Genomic DNA, 15222 nt, shown 5'->3' on the forward strand with positions numbered 1-15222 from the left:
CGCATGCAGGAGTTGACTAATCAGGTGATTTCTTCCTTAAATATAGCCAACTTTGTCCAGAATCTTTGAGTAGATAGACAAATGGCGCCCCCTGGACATGGGCAGCAGAACAAATTCACATATGCATACGATTGAACCCTTTTACAACTGGCTGGAGCTTTACTCAGCTGCCGACGACCCACGTTCCCCACTGTATGGCGTTGAGAACAGCCTGACACATTACACCCACACCATATATGGCTACTACATCCACCCACAGTGGGACGATATAGATTCTGAAACGCTTTTCCTGAAAATACTTTATGCTGATTACGACCTGAGCTTTGCGGTGATTGAGTTTATTGGAGAGTGGAACGATGCCCTTAACAATGACATCATGAAACTGAAGCGCAATATCATCGACCCGCTGGTACAGGAGGGCATCAAGCATTTCATACTAATAGGCGAGAATGTATTCAACTTTCACGGCTCTGAGGATGACTATTATGAAGAGTGGTTTGAGGATGTGGAAGAAGGTTGGATTGCGGCCATCAGTTTCCGGGATTTCGTGCTGAGCGAAATGCGTGGCTATAACATTGACTCGTATATCAACTCGGGCGGCACCCTGGATGAGCTACATTGGCGCACCTACACCCCTAAGCGGCTTTTTGGATTAGTAAATGGTATGATTCAGAAGCGACTAGGTCCATGAACCAGCGATAATACCTTTGCAGCAGACATAAAAAAACGGCAGACCTTAAAAGGACCTGCCGTTTTTTTATGCTATTAGTAACTTATTGTACTACTTCTTCTGCTTTGTCTTCTGTTTCTTCAGCGGCATCTTCCACATCGTCGCCTACGTCTTCTGCGGTGTCTTCCATTCTTTCCTGAGTGTTTTCCTCACGTGAGTCGCATGAAGCAAAAGAGAATGTCAACAGGCCTGCTGCAAGAATCATTAAAATTGGCTTTTTCATATTAAGTTGGTTATGGTGAGAAATAAGCTTCTTGCAATACGGTCCCGCTATGCATAGGTTTTACCCTATATAAAAAAAAGCACTCCTTGGAGTGCTTTTCTTCTTTTGCCTGACGTTATCGCCAGGGAGTACTGGTACTAGTGATTACTGAACAGTAGTGGTGTCTTCCATTACAGAAGTAGTGTCCATCTCCATGTCAGTCTCAACGTCAACTGTCTCTACAGTTTCTGTTTCAGTAGCCTCAACTTCAGTTGCAGATTCCTCTGCGTTGTTGCATGAAGCGAAAGTGAAAAGACCTGCAACGAATAGTAAACCGAATACTTTTTTCATAATGTTTTGTGATTGGTTAAAGATGAAGCTTCAAATATAACAGTATATCTGAATATATTGATACAGAAGCTCTTATTTTTTCTTAAACAACACTTTAATCGGTACACCCTCGAAGCCAAAATGCTTGCGGATGCTGTTCTCCAGGTAGCGCGTATAAGGCTCTTTCACATACTGCGGCAGGTTACAGAAGAACGCAAACGTTGGGTTGTGCGTCGGCAACTGCGTCACATATTTGATCTTGATAAACTTGCCTTTTACAGACGGTGGCGGATAACGCTCGATGTCCGGAAGGATTTTATCGTTCAGCTTCGAAGTAGAGATTTTACGGGTCTTCTGCTCGTATACCTCCATCGCAGTTTCGATCGCTTTGTGCACACGCTGCTTTGTTACCACAGACGTGAAGATGATCGGCACATATTTGATAGGCGCAATTGCTTCGAGTATCTTTTCTTCGAACTCTTTAGTTGTGTTCGTATCCTTCTCCACCATGTCCCACTTGTTCACCAGGATCACGATGCCTTTGCGGTTTTTCTCAGCTAACGCAATAATGTTTACGTCCTGCGATTCTATACCTCTGGTAGCGTCCAGCATCACGATACACACATCAGCATCTTCCAGGGCACGCACAGAGCGCATCACGGAATAGAATTCAATGTCTTCGCTTACCTTGCTCTTACGACGCAAACCAGCCGTGTCCACGATGATAAATTCTTTGCCAAAAGCGTTATAACGCGAGTCGATGGCATCACGGGTAGTACCGGCAATGTCTGTCACGATATTGCGCTCCACACCTAGCAGCATGTTCACGAAAGAGGACTTGCCAACGTTCGGGCGACCCAGTACAGCCAATCTAGGTATACCTGCATCCGGATCTTCTGTACCTTCGGTTTTGAAGTGCTTCACTACCTCGTCTAGCAAATCACCAGTACCAGAGCCACTCTGTGACGATACCGGGAAAATGTCTATACCCAAGCCCAGCGCATAAAACTCTCCCATCTGGTGGGCACGCGCATTCGTATCGGCTTTGTTAGCCACTATGTAAATAGGCTTGTCGGTACGGCGCAGTACATTGGCAAACTCTTCGTCCAGTCCGGTCAGGCCGGCCTCTACGTCTACCATAAACAGGATCACATCGGCCTCTTTGATGGCCAGCTCTACCTGCTTGTTGATTTCTCCTTCAAAAATATCATCGGATCCGTGCACGTAGCCACCTGTGTCAATCACGGTGAAGTACTTGCCGGTCCAGTCGCCATGCCCGTAGCTACGGTCGCGGGTTACGCCGCTTTCGTTATCCATAATGGCTTGACGGCGCCCTACAAGGCGGTTAAAAAGTGTAGACTTGCCCACATTTGGGCGACCTACGATTGCAATGATGTTGGTTGACATCTAAATAAAATAAAATAGTTAAAGTGCCCCCGGAGCACCTTGCCCCGAAGCTTTAATAGTGCGCTACTCGCTGTAGCCGAATCGGCGTAACAGCTTCTGGTCGGTTCGCCAGTTCTCGTTCACGCGCACGTATAAATCAAGAAATATCTTTTTCTGGAAAAACTGCTCCATATCCAGGCGGGCCTGCATGCCTACTTTTTTCAGCGCTTCGCCTTTGTGGCCGATCACAATGCCTTTCTGGCTCTTGCGCTCCACGCTGATTTCGGCACGGATACGGATGATGTCCTCTTCTTCCTTAAACTCCTCCACTACCACTTCGCAGCTGTAGGGAATTTCCTTTTTATAGTTGAGGAAAATTTTCTCGCGGATGATCTCCGACACAAAGAAACGCTCGGGCTTGTCAGTCAGTTCATCTTTCGGATAAAAAGCCGGGTGCTCTGGCAACAAAGCCATTAGGCGGCCAAATAACTGCTCTACTCCGAAGTTATGCAAGGCTGAAATCGGATGGATCTCAGTCGGGTTCATCTTCTCCTGCCAATAAGCTACCTTCTCGTTCACTTCCTCCTCAGTGGCTTGGTCAATTTTGTTGATTAGCAGTAGAATCGGAACCTCGGCATGCTGTAATCGCTTAATCACATCGTCCTCGTCATGCTTTTCATAAATGTCTGTTACAAACAGGATAACATCGGCATCCTCCAGTGAGGTGCGAACAAAGCTCATCATCGACTCATGCAAGGCATACTGCGGCTTGATGATGCCGGGGGTGTCAGAGTACACGATCTGGAAATCATCGCCATTCAGGATACCCATGATGCGGTGACGTGTGGTTTGGGCTTTGGAAGTAATAATGGAAAGCTTCTCGCCTACCAGGGCATTCATGAGGGTTGACTTACCCACATTTGGCTTCCCTACTATACTCACAAAACCGGCTTTGTGCGGATTATCGGACATACACTAAAATTTAAGGATGCAAAATTACTTCTTTTTTTACGAAACCCGGTGAAAATGTGTGGATTTGAATTTTAAATGAGTGATTTAGTGCGCAATGATTCAAACATTTCATACCCCTTTCTGATTTAGTCCATGCAATCCTCTATCAGGGTATAGAAACTATCGATCATAACTAACTCGTTAGACTTCGTATCTTTGTAAAGCAACAGCACTATAAATTATAGATGAGCAAGAAAAAAATGGGTAAGATCGGTGTTCTGTTGGTGAATCTCGGTACACCAGACACTCCCAACACACCTGACGTAAGAAAATATCTGCGCGAGTTTCTACTGGACAGGCGCGTAATTGACATAAACCCTGTAGGTAGATTTGCCTTGGTGAATGGCGTGATCGCACCTTTCAGAGCCCCAAAATCAGCTAAGGTATACAAACAGTTATGGACGGAACGAGGCTCTCCCCTGCTGTTCCACGGACTGGACCTGCAGAAAAAGCTGCAGGAAGCACTGGGTTCTGACTATCATGTGGCCTTCGGTATGCGCTATCAAAGTCCCAGCATCGCCAGCGCACTGGAAGAGCTTCGTGAAAAAAGTGTAGACCGCATTATCGTGCTCCCACTGTTCCCGCAGTATGCCGCTGCTTCTACAGGCTCGGTTCAGGATAAAGTGATGGAAATCGTGCGAGAGTGGTGGGTTATACCTAGCATTAATTTTATCTCTTCGTTTTGCGACGATCCCGGCTTTATCAATGCTTTTGCGGAATTGGGCAAGCAGCACATGGCGCAGGATGATTACGACCATGTGATTTTCAGCTACCACGGTTTGCCCGAGCGCCAGGTGCTCAAAGGAAGTGACAAAGGTTACTGCCAGTTAGGTGCCTGCTGCAACAGCTACAACAAGCGCAACAAATACTGCTACCGCGCCGCCTGCTTTGCCACTTCCAGGCTATTGGCCGAAAAACTTGGCCTTAGCGAAGATCAGTATACTGTTACCTTCCAGTCCAGACTGCTGAAAGATCCGTGGCTACAGCCCTACACCGACGAAGTGCTGAAAACACTGCCGGAGCGTGGTATTAAGAAGGTGTTAGCGTATAGCCCTGCCTTTGTAGCCGATTGCCTCGAGACAACCATTGAAGTAGGCGAAGAATTCAAGGAGATGTTTGAACATGCCGGTGGCGAAAAATGGCAGCTGGTAGAGAGCCTGAACTCAAACCCGATGTGGGTAGAAGCCGTGAAGGAGATGATTCTTCAGCATTAATAATTAAAGACTTGAAGATAGCCTTATAGGTATACTATCTTCACAGGTATAAAACGGAACAGCCGCTGCAGTCTGCAGCGGCTGTTCCGTTTTATACCTTGACTACTTGTTTGCTATACCTGAGAATTGATCACAATCTCCAGTACATCAATTAAATCCGCTTAAAATCAACCCAATAGTCAGAAGTGGCATCAGCGTATACTCGGATTTTGTGCAACAGTACCTCTGGATCACTTTCCACAATAAGGTTTTCGCGCTGGTCTGCTTTCACAAAGCCTTCACTTACAGTGTGGTCGATCATCTCAAAGAACTTATCCCAATAACCGTTGATATTGTAGAATGCCACAGGTTTTTTGATGATGCCAAGTTGGTTCCAGGTGATGATCTCGCAGATCTCGTCGAAGGTGCCAAAGCCGCCTGGCATGGCTATGAAAGCATCGGAACGGGCAGCCATAATAGCTTTTCGTTCGTGCATGGTTTCCACTACCACCAACTCTTGCAGTCCCCGATGCGCTACTTCTCTATCAACCAGGCTCTGCGGGATCACGCCTATACCTATACCTTCTGCGGCCAGCACGGCATCTGCTATCACCCCCATCAAACCAACATTGCCACCACCGTATACCAGCTTTATACCTTGCCCCGCCATCAGCTTCCCAAGTTGCGCTGCTGCCTCACTGTACACAGGGTTTATACCTGCATTAGCACCACAAAAAACACCTATACTTCTCATTTCTATTCTTTATTCTTCTTTAAAATTCCACTGATAAAGAAAGGCTCCAACATTACTGCTGAAGCCTTTTTTATTTACAAAGAAACTTTCCTATACCTAGGCCAGCTCTCTTTTATACATTTTGGCGATGGTCTCGGCCACATAGTCAATCTCAGCTTCCGTGTTATACTTGCTGAAAGAGAAGCGAACAGATCCGCGAGCCGGGTCTATACCTAAGGCACGCAACACATGCGAGCCTGCATTGGCGCCACTGCTGCAAGCACTACCTCCCGATGCCGAAATCTTGGCAATGTCGAGGCTAAACAACAGCATTTCGTTGATATCAGAAGCCGGCAGACTCACATTGAGTACCGTGTAAAGGCTTTTGTCAGCAAACTCTGACATACCGTTGAAACTCACATCCTCCATTTGCTCACGCAATTTGTAGATCATGCGCTCCTTCAATCCTTGTATGTGCTTCTGATGGTCTTCCATGTCACGGTAGGCAATTTCCAGTGCTTTAGCCAGACCAATGATACCGTACACGTTCTCGGTACCACCACGCATGTTGCGCTCCTGCGCACCACCTTGAATCAAAGGCTGAATCTTGGTGCTGGCATCACAGTACAGAAAGCCAACTCCTTTGGGCCCGTGAAATTTATGCGCTGAACCAATCAGGAAATTGGCACCGATCTGCTGTACATCGTGCTTGTAATGCCCCATGGTCTGCACCGTGTCAGAGTGGAAGATAGCATCATACTTTCTGCAGATTTCACCGATCTTTTCAATGTCGTTGAGCGTGCCGATCTCGTTGTTGGCATGCATGATTGAAACGATTGTGCGAGGCTGATTGGACAGTAACTCTTCGAGGTGCTCCAGGTCCAGGTTTCCGCGTTCGTCATGGCGCAGGTAATTCAGTTGCACCTCGCCCTGCTTCTCCATCATTTCCATGGTGTGCAGCACGGCATGGTGCTCCAGCTTTGTAGTGATGGCATGCTTGATACCTAGCGAACGGCAGGAACAGACAATAGCAGCATTGTCAGCCTCAGTACCACCAGAAGTAAAGAACACCTCTGCAGGTGACGTGTTTAGCAGTGTAGCTACCGTGCGGCGGGCCTTTTCTATGGCAGACCTCACCTCACGTCCATGTGAATGAATGGAAGACGGGTTGCCAAAATGCTCTAGCATATAAGGAGTCATGGCATCAAAAACCTCTTTGTCAAGAGGCGTGGTCGCTGCATTATCTAAGTAAACACGCATGATATTTTGTATTGGATTCTCTTTAACGAACTACTAAAGTATAAAAAAAAGTTGCGCCAAGGGAGAAAAAGCATGGTTTCTCCTTTGGCGCAACTTCTGATTGCTAAGTTATGAATATGCTACAGCAACAACACATTACGCTTTTGTCGAAATGATTTCTTTGATGTCAGCAATAATCTTATTAGCCAGATGCTCAGCAGTGGCATTGCTCTCCGACTCAGCATAAATGCGGATAATCGGCTCTGTGTTGGACTTGCGCAGGTGCACCCACTCCTTGTCAAATTCGATCTTCACGCCGTCAATCGTATTGATCGGCTGCTTGGCATAACGCTCCTGCATTTGGCGCAGCACTTCATCCACGTCGACCTCAGGTGTCAGCTCAATCTTATTTTTAGAGATAAAGTAATTTGGATAGCTGGCACGCAGGCGTGTCATACTCATACCTGATTGCGCCAGGTGTGTCAGGAACAGCGCTATACCTACCAGGGCATCACGTCCGTAATGAAGCTCTGGGTAAATGATACCTCCGTTGCCTTCTCCACCGATGATCGCATGCTCGGCTTTCATCATGTTCACGACGTTCACCTCTCCCACGGCTGCAGCATAATAGTTGCCGCCCGCTTTCTCAGTCACATCTCGCAGTGCTCTGGTGGAAGAAAGGTTAGATACTGTGTTCCCAACCTGGTTCTTCAGCACATAGTCAGCCACGGCTACCAAAGTATATTCTTCACCGAACATACTGCCGTCTTCATTGATTAGAGCCAATCTATCTACATCCGGATCTACTACTATACCTAGGTCAAACTTGCCTTTTTCGATCACACGGGAGATCTCGCGCAGGTTCTCAGGCAGCGGCTCTGGGTTATGAGGGAAATTGCCGTCTGGTTCGCAGAACAGCTTTTCTATTTTATTTACCCCTAGCGCCTCCAACAGCATCGGTATCGCTATACCTCCAGTCGAATTCACACAGTCGATTGCCACGCTGAAGTCTTTCGCTTTAATGGCTTCCACATCTACCAGCGGCAGAGCCAGAATGGCATCGATATGCTTCTTGAAATAAGTATCGTCGGTCGAGTATTTACCCAGATCATTCACCTGCGCAAATTCGAAAGCCTCTTTGTCTGCCAGCTCCAGCACCAGTTTACCCTCAACATCAGATATGAACTCACCTTTCTGGTTGAGCAGCTTAAGCGCATTCCACTGTTTCGGGTTGTGGCTTGCTGTTAGAATAATACCGCCACCTGCTTTGTAATCAGGCACCGCCATTTCTACAGTAGGTGTAGTTGACAAGCCCAGATCGATTACATGTATACCTAAGCCTTGCAGGGTCGCACATACCAGCTTGTTTACCATATCGCCTGAAATGCGGGCATCGCGCCCAACTATGATGGTATTGTTACCAGTAGTCTGTAACACCCAGGTACCGAAAGCGGCGGCAAACTTCACCACATCAACAGGAGTAAGCGCCTCACCGGCCTGTCCTCCAATCGTACCTCTGATTCCTGAAATTGATTTTATTAAAGCCACAACTAGAATATTTTTTTCAGCTGCAAAAGTAATAATTTAGAATTAACGTTTAGCAGTTTATGGAATTTAGCTACCAACTGCATCTAATATTTAAAGAGCATCCTGGCATAGGCACTTCCCTGCTTTGCAGTACAACTTTGCCACAGATGATTTTATTATCTTTGTATTTATGAATGACACGCAAAAATTTGAAGACAGTCCGCGGGGACGTCAGCTGCAGGCATTTGACCGACTGCTGGACGTAATGGACGAGTTGCGCGAGAAGTGCCTGTGGGACAAAAAACAGACCATCGATAGCCTCCGCCACCTTACTATAGAAGAAACCTACGAATTGTCGGATGCAATTATCCGTCAGGATATGCAAGAGATCAAGAAGGAGATTGGTGACATCATGCTTCACATGGTGTTTTATGCCAAAATCGCTTCTGAGCAAAAGACTTTTGATATAGCGGATGTTCTGAACTCCCTTTGTGAGAAACTTATCTTCAGACATCCTCATATTTATGGCGATACCACTGCCAATACGGAAGAAGAGGTAAAACAGAATTGGGAAAGGCTGAAGCTGAAGGAAGGTAATAAGTCCGTATTAGGTGGCGTGCCCACTTCACTCCCCGCACTGGTTAAGGCAATGCGCATACAGGAGAAAGCACGTGGCGCTGGTTTTGACTGGGATGACAAATCAGAGGTATGGAAGAAAGTACAGGAAGAGTTGAGCGAGTTTGAATCAGAGTTTAACATGGTAGACTTTAAATCCATAGACCACAACAGGGCTACCAGTGAATTTGGAGATCTGCTTTTCTCGCTTATTAATTTTGCCCGCTTTATTGACATAAACCCTGAAGAAGCCCTTGAGAAAACTAATCTTAAATTTATAGACAGGTTCCAATATATGGAGCAGGAAGCAACTAATGATGGTAAGCAACTACAGGACTTGTCCCTGAAAGAAATGGACGTTTACTGGAATAAGGCAAAAAAAAGATAGGCATGCATACAGATTTACGGAACATGCATTATATTTATGATTCAATTTGTTCCCATACGCGATTCAAACAAACTTAAATTATTTCATTTTAGTATTACCAAATAGTTTGAATACTTTGCTCTCCTTGCTCTAATATCTGCCCTGTATTTATTACTATTACAGGAATCTCACGTATCGCTTGCATATTGCTATCATCCGGCCAAGGTTTGTTGCCAATCGTTATGGCGCTTAAACACTTGACTAACAAGCAGGATTAAGAAGTCGGGAGCTAAACAGGAAGACGCACAAAGTTTAAACTTTGGATAAGAATTTAAAATAAAATATATTTGTAAAGCCGCAATATTTGCTTTTGGCTAAAGCATTAAGAAAGCTATTTTAGATAGACTTTTCAGTACTAAGACGGGAATTTTCAAAATTTAAAGCCTTAAAACGTTTGAAAATTGCGGAAAAAGCAGAAATTGCAAAACCAATAAAGAACTAAATCCGAAACAATTACATTCTTATAATACACAATCGATTTAATTACAACACAAACAGCTAAACTTTAAACTTTTAAACAAAATGGAAAAAAAGACTGCAGTAGTGAGCAAAGATGCTAATGTAGAAAAGAAGAGCGGTACAACGTCCTCTTTATTTGCCACTATCGTAATTCCGGTTGCATTCATTGCATGTGTACTTATTTATATGTTCGTGTTCGGTAACCCTGCCAACTTTGAAGGCGGTGATAACGCGAACCACCCACTTCCTGAGAACTACCTCGGTATTGTTTATAAAGGTGGTTGGGTTGTACCTATTCTCCTTACCCTTTGCTTACTGGTGTTCATCTTCGCTATCGAGCGTGCACTTACTATCAGCAAAGCTAAAGGAACTAAAAACGTTGCCGGTTTCGTACGCACAATCTCTCAGAAACTGAACCAGCGTGACATCAACGGTGCTATCGCTGCCTGCGACGTTCAGAAAGGTTCTGTTGGCAACGTGGTAAAAGCTGGCCTTATCAAGTATAAGGAAATGCAGAATGAGCCAGAATTGCTTAAAGCTGAGAAAGTAGCCGCTATTCAGAAAGAAATCGAAGAGTCTACTTCACTGGAACTCCCAATGCTTGAGAAAAACCTGGTGATCATCTCTACTATCGCTTCGATCTCTACACTGACTGGTTTGATCGGTACAGTACTAGGTATGGTGAAGGCGTTCTCGGCTCTTGCAACTGCAGGTTCTCCAGACGCAGTAGCTCTTGCAAACGGTATCTCTGAGGCCCTTATCAACACGGCTCTTGGTGTAACTGGTTCTGCTATCGCGATCATTGCTTACAACTTCTTTACAAGCAAGATTGACGAGTTGACTTACAGCATTGACGAAGCTGGTTTCAGCATCATCTCTACATTTGCTTCGCAGCACGAAACTGCAGCAAACACTGTAAGACCTCACACAACTATCTAATCGATTTAACTCAAGAAAATGCCTAAAGTAAAAGTAAAAAGAACCAAACCGACGTTGGACATGACGCCAATGGTGGACTTGGCCTTCTTGCTGGTTACTTTCTTTATGTTGACAACAAAGTTTGCTCCTGAAGAGGCCGTGGTTGTAGATACACCATCCTCAGTTTCAGAGATCAAACTTCCTGACACCAACATCATCACAATCACAGTTGACAAAGACGATAGAGTGTTCTTTGGTGTTGATGGACAGGGAACTAAAGAAGCGTTGCTTGACAAGATGGGTAACAAGTACGGCGTTAGCTTCACAGAAGAAGAGCGTAAGACCTTTTCGCTGCTGACCAACTTCGGTGTACCGGTGAACCAACTCAAGTCGTATCTGGCCATGGAGCCTGCTGCTCGCAAAGAAGTGAATCAGCCAGGTATACCAGTAGATTCTGCCAGAAACGAACTGGGTGACTGGGTGCACCAGACCCGCCTAACAAACCCTAAAGTTGTTATCGCAATCAAAGGGGATGTGGATGTAAGCTATCCTGCTGTTAAAAAAGTAATGGATACGCTACAGGAACGTAAGATCAACAGGTTTAACCTGATTACGGACATGGAAAATAGACCTACTAACCTCTAATAGAAAGGAGCTAATAAATGGCAGAAATACAAGAAAAAGCCGACTCCGGTAAAGGTGGTAAGAAAAGGGCCAAAAAAATGTCTGTCCATTTGGACATGACTCCCATGGTAGACCTTGCGTTCCTTCTGTTGACATTCTTCATGCTTACTACAACCTTCAGCAAGCCACAGACCATGGAAATCAACATGCCTGTGAAGCCTGACAATGAAGACGAGCAAATTGCTCTGAAAGCGAGTAACGCCATGACGATTGTACTAGGTGAGAATGACGTTGTCTATTACTACTTTGGTCTAGGCGATCCAGCTGAAAACCCGGAAGTACAAACGACTAACTATTCGGCCAACGGTATCAGAAAAGTATTGATTTCGCCAAAAGTGCGCGGGAACGATAAAATGACGGTGCTCGTAAAGCCAATGGAGAAGTCTCGCTACAAGAACGTAGTAGATATATTGGATGAATTGAAAATCACTGATACAAACCGCTTTGCTATTGTTGAGATAAATGACAATGATAAGCAGTTGATTCAGAATTTAACTGGAGAGTAACACATGGAAACTAGTAAGTTAGAAAAAGCATCGCTCGACGATATCGTCTTTGCCGGACGAAACAGAGCGTATGGCGCCTACCTACTACGTCAACTGTACAACAAGCATGTTACTACCGCTGCCATAATGGCTATCTCCATCTTCGCGCTTCTAATCAGTATTCCACTGATAGCAAAGCTGTTCGAAGAAGAAGAAGTAGTGGTACCAGTAGAGCGAATTGTAACAGAAGTAGAGTTAGCACCACCACCACCAATTGATGAAGCGACGCCACCACCGCCGCCACCGCCACCAGATCTTCCACCGCCGCCGCCACCAGTGCGCGCTCAGGTGAAGTTTACGCCTCCTGTAGTGAAGCGTGATGCTGAAGTAACAGAAGAAGAGAAAGTGCCAGATCAAAAGGAACTGGAAGACATTGACATCGGTACTAAGAACGTTGAAGGTGTTAAAGGTGCTCCACTTGATCTAGGTGACATTGACGGTACCAGCGATGTAGTTGCTGAAGTAGTAGAAGAGAAGCCATATACTTACGTTGAGCAGATGCCTGAATTCCCAGGTGGTGAAAGCGAAATGATGAAGTATCTTGGTAAAAACATCCGCTACCCAGCTGCCGCTCAGCGTGCAGGCGTAGAAGGCCTTGTAGTTCTTTCGTTCGTAGTAAGCCGTACAGGCGAGATCTCAGAAATTGAGGTTGTTAAGAGCCTCGGCTCTGGTACTGACGAAGAAGCTGTGCGCGTTGTGAAAACAATGCCAAAGTGGTCTCCAGGTAAGCAGAACGGACGATCAGTACCAGTTCGCTATACGTTGCCAGTACGATTTGCTATCAAGTAAGTCTTATTAAATACTAACAAAAAAGGCCCTCCTCCGAGGGCCTTTTTTGTTTATAACTCTTTTATAAAATAATCTAAGAAACTGTCTTCGCTTGAATAAAATGTTGCTTAAAGCTTAAACTCAAACCTATAATTAAAAAGAAAGAAATAGACGGTTCACTTATGGAATAATAGACAATGGTGCATCCAATAAGAAAATGCAGGAAAACCCTGCTTCACACTTAAACTTTACGCGCCATGAAAGAGAACTATTTATTCGACATGACATTCAACAATGTAGTGTTTGCAACACGTAACAAAGCGTATGGAGCTTATGAACTGAGAAAAGAATACAGTAAGCACATGTTGGCAGCAGCATTGGTGGCTACCAGCATATTTGCGACAGGGCTTGGATGGCCTTTATTACTGCCAGAGCAACAAAGAGCGGTAGTTACCCAACCAAAACAAAACCTGGAGGATGATTTTATTATCCTTGATCATAAAATACTGCCACCACCTCCATCAGATTCAAAGCCAGCACAAGAGGCATCGACTCCTGTAACAGAGAAACAAATCAAAACCGTCAGGAACCCCACTACAAAAGTTGTCCCGGATTCCCATCCCGGACCAGATGAGGCACCACCCACACAACAGCAGATGGATGGCGCAATAATAGGTACTCAAAATATTGATGGTGAACTGCTAAGCGGAATAGACTTAACAGGTATAGATGGAGACAAAGGATCCCCTGGCAATATAAGTGGTGAAACGAATACCATTATGGATTTTGCCGAAGAAATGCCTTCGTTTGAAGGAGGTGAGGCGGCTCTTATGCGCTACATTGGTAAGAAAATCCGCTATCCTCGACAAGCTATCACTGAGCAAATAGAAGGCATAGTTATTGTAAGCTTTGTTGTTAATAGAAATGGGAAAGTGACCAATGCCACTGTATTGAAGGGATTAGGCTTCGGAACTGATGAAGAGGCGCTGCGCGTTATAGAAAGCCTGCCTGACTGGACACCAGGAAAACAGAATGGCAAACCAGTTGCAGTCCGCTATACCTTACCAATACGATTCAACTTGCAACGATAAGCGGTAATATAAAGTATAAAGCAGAGGCTAATCTGCATATAGCAATAGCTTCTGCTTTAGTTTTTAAAGTATAAACCTTAAATTTAGGCCTACATATATAGGAAAACCTCAACATGCTACGACCAAGGGGAGAAGACGAAAAACCGTCCGTTACATTTTTCAACAAATTTGCACGCTACTTTGGCATGCTTATGACACTGGTATATGTAGCGCTAGGTCTGTTTATCATCTTTATGGATGAAGAACAGTACAACCTGGATATGTCTCAAACGACACGAACTATCTTTGGCGGAACACTCATATTGTATGGACTCATACGATTTGTGAGAGCATATCAGGTTAATTCCAAATCAAGGAGAGATAGATAAAATGATTAAAGCAGCCAAAATATTTTTGGGGCTCGGGCTGGTTGCACTAGCAGCCTGCGGCGGAGATCCTGAAACAAAACGCGATACCTCTACTACAGGTACCATCGGCATTAGTGTTGATGAAACTTTTCAGCCTATAATCGAGAGCCAGGTCAGCACATTTGAAGGTATTTACAAATACGCCAACATCAATGCGCAGTACAAAGCAGAAGGTAAAGTGTTTGATGACCTTCTGAATGACAGCACACGTATCGGTATTGTCTCGAGAAAACTAACAGAGAAAGAGAAAGAGGTATTTGATCAGAGAAAATTAACACCTCGCTATACAAGAATCGCCATTGATGGCGTTGCTCTTATTGTACATAACAAAAATCAGGACACTCTCCTGACAATGAGTGAACTGCGTGACATTTTCACTGGAAAGATCACTACTTGGAAGCAGTTGAACCCTGAAAGCAAGTTAAAGGATATAGCGATCGTGTTCGATAACAATAACTCGAGCACAGCCAGGTATATGCGTGATACTTTGATGGCAGGCCAACCATTGCCTTCTACAGCATCAGCAAGCAACTCCCACCCTGCTCTCATTGACTATGTAGCTAAAAACGAAAATGCGATAGGGGTAATCGGTGTGAATTGGATAAGTGACCGCGATGATACCACATCCCTTAATTTCCTGAAGCAGGTAAAGGTTGTAGGTGTAAGTGCTGAGGATAATCCGGTTACAACGGATAGCTACTTTCAACCCTATCAGGCCTACATTGCGCAGGGGGATTATCCACTTAGAAGATTCTGGTATATCATTAGTACTGAGGGCCGTGCAGGTCTTGGCACAGGTTTTGCATCCTATGTAGCAAGTGACCGTGGTCAACGTATAATACTGAAGTCTGGTCTTGTACCTGCCACTATGCCTGTACGTATAGTAGGCTTCAATAATCAGGCCCGCAACTTCAGTCAGGAAGAGGATTAAAAATAAACAAACAATAATAACACAAC

17 protein-coding genes are annotated in these 15222 nt (G+C 44.9%); 10 read left to right on the plus strand and 7 right to left on the minus strand.

Features of this window, described 5'->3' with window-relative positions:
* The first annotated feature begins 121 nt into the window (after positions 1 to 121).
* Complete coding sequence (locus tag AC5FX6_RS20505) at positions 122 to 691, plus strand: hypothetical protein (RefSeq protein WP_493598827.1); 570 nt, start codon at positions 122 to 124, stop codon at positions 689 to 691.
* A gap of 82 nt (positions 692 to 773) precedes the next feature.
* Here AC5FX6_RS20505 and AC5FX6_RS20510 read toward each other — a convergent pair whose 3' ends face one another.
* From AC5FX6_RS20510 to era, 4 genes are all read right to left on the minus strand, one after another.
* Positions 774 to 935, minus strand: coding sequence for a hypothetical protein (locus tag AC5FX6_RS20510; protein ID WP_493598828.1), 162 nt, complete (start codon positions 933 to 935; stop codon positions 774 to 776).
* 162 nt (positions 936 to 1097) lie between these two features.
* Complete coding sequence (locus AC5FX6_RS20515) at positions 1098 to 1283, minus strand: hypothetical protein (RefSeq protein ID WP_493598829.1); 186 nt, start codon at positions 1281 to 1283, stop codon at positions 1098 to 1100.
* 72 nt (positions 1284 to 1355) lie between these two features.
* Entirely contained in the window at positions 1356 to 2669 is a 1314-nt protein-coding gene (gene der / locus AC5FX6_RS20520) for a ribosome biogenesis GTPase Der (protein WP_493598830.1), read from the minus strand.
* Positions 2670 to 2732: 63 nt separating this feature from the next.
* Complete coding sequence (gene era / locus AC5FX6_RS20525; protein WP_493598831.1) at positions 2733 to 3620, minus strand: GTPase Era; 888 nt, start codon at positions 3618 to 3620, stop codon at positions 2733 to 2735.
* Between the two features lie 224 nt (positions 3621 to 3844).
* Here era and hemH point away from each other — a divergent pair, with 224 nt between their 5' ends.
* Positions 3845 to 4873 carry a ferrochelatase gene (gene hemH / locus AC5FX6_RS20530; protein WP_493598832.1) on the plus strand — a complete coding sequence of 343 codons (1029 nt, stop codon included), beginning with the start codon at positions 3845 to 3847 and terminating at the stop codon, positions 4871 to 4873.
* Positions 4874 to 5024: 151 nt separating this feature from the next.
* Here the strand turns inward: hemH and AC5FX6_RS20535 are convergent, their stop codons facing one another.
* From AC5FX6_RS20535 to glmM, 3 genes are all read right to left on the minus strand, one after another.
* A complete protein-coding gene (locus AC5FX6_RS20535) occupies positions 5025 to 5606 on the minus strand; it encodes an LOG family protein (RefSeq protein ID WP_493598833.1) in 582 nt (193 codons plus the stop codon).
* A 96-nt stretch (positions 5607 to 5702) separates the two neighbouring features.
* Positions 5703 to 6845, minus strand: coding sequence for a cysteine desulfurase family protein (locus AC5FX6_RS20540; protein ID WP_493598834.1), 1143 nt, complete (start codon positions 6843 to 6845; stop codon positions 5703 to 5705).
* Positions 6846 to 6980: 135 nt separating this feature from the next.
* Entirely contained in the window at positions 6981 to 8372 is a 1392-nt protein-coding gene (gene glmM / locus AC5FX6_RS20545; RefSeq protein ID WP_493598835.1) for a phosphoglucosamine mutase, read from the minus strand.
* A gap of 169 nt (positions 8373 to 8541) precedes the next feature.
* Here glmM and mazG point away from each other — a divergent pair, with 169 nt between their 5' ends.
* From mazG to AC5FX6_RS20585, 8 genes are all read left to right on the plus strand, one after another.
* On the plus strand, positions 8542 to 9354 hold the full coding sequence (gene mazG / locus AC5FX6_RS20550) for a nucleoside triphosphate pyrophosphohydrolase (RefSeq protein WP_493598836.1): 813 nt from the start codon (positions 8542 to 8544) through the stop codon (positions 9352 to 9354).
* Positions 9355 to 9915: 561 nt separating this feature from the next.
* Positions 9916 to 10791, plus strand: a complete 876-nt coding sequence (locus AC5FX6_RS20555) for a MotA/TolQ/ExbB proton channel family protein (RefSeq protein ID WP_493598837.1) — start codon at positions 9916 to 9918, stop codon at positions 10789 to 10791.
* Positions 10792 to 10809: 18 nt separating this feature from the next.
* Positions 10810 to 11415, plus strand: a complete 606-nt coding sequence (locus AC5FX6_RS20560) for an ExbD/TolR family protein (protein WP_493598838.1) — start codon at positions 10810 to 10812, stop codon at positions 11413 to 11415.
* A 17-nt stretch (positions 11416 to 11432) separates the two neighbouring features.
* Complete coding sequence (locus AC5FX6_RS20565; protein WP_493598839.1) at positions 11433 to 11960, plus strand: ExbD/TolR family protein; 528 nt, start codon at positions 11433 to 11435, stop codon at positions 11958 to 11960.
* Positions 11961 to 11963: 3 nt separating this feature from the next.
* Positions 11964 to 12788 (plus strand): energy transducer TonB, encoded by an 825-nt coding sequence (locus tag AC5FX6_RS20570; RefSeq protein ID WP_493598840.1) that lies wholly within the window; start codon positions 11964 to 11966, stop codon positions 12786 to 12788.
* A gap of 236 nt (positions 12789 to 13024) precedes the next feature.
* Positions 13025 to 13858 carry an energy transducer TonB gene (locus tag AC5FX6_RS20575; RefSeq protein WP_493598841.1) on the plus strand — a complete coding sequence of 278 codons (834 nt, stop codon included), beginning with the start codon at positions 13025 to 13027 and terminating at the stop codon, positions 13856 to 13858.
* Positions 13859 to 13971: 113 nt separating this feature from the next.
* Complete coding sequence (locus tag AC5FX6_RS20580; RefSeq protein WP_493598842.1) at positions 13972 to 14226, plus strand: hypothetical protein; 255 nt, start codon at positions 13972 to 13974, stop codon at positions 14224 to 14226.
* 1 nt (position 14227) lies between these two features.
* Positions 14228 to 15196: a PstS family phosphate ABC transporter substrate-binding protein gene (locus tag AC5FX6_RS20585; protein WP_493598843.1), complete on the plus strand. Its 969-nt coding sequence runs from the start codon at positions 14228 to 14230 to the stop codon at positions 15194 to 15196.
* Positions 15197 to 15222: the final 26 nt, after the last annotated feature.

Source organism: Pontibacter sp. LHS2 (assembly GCF_058932845.1).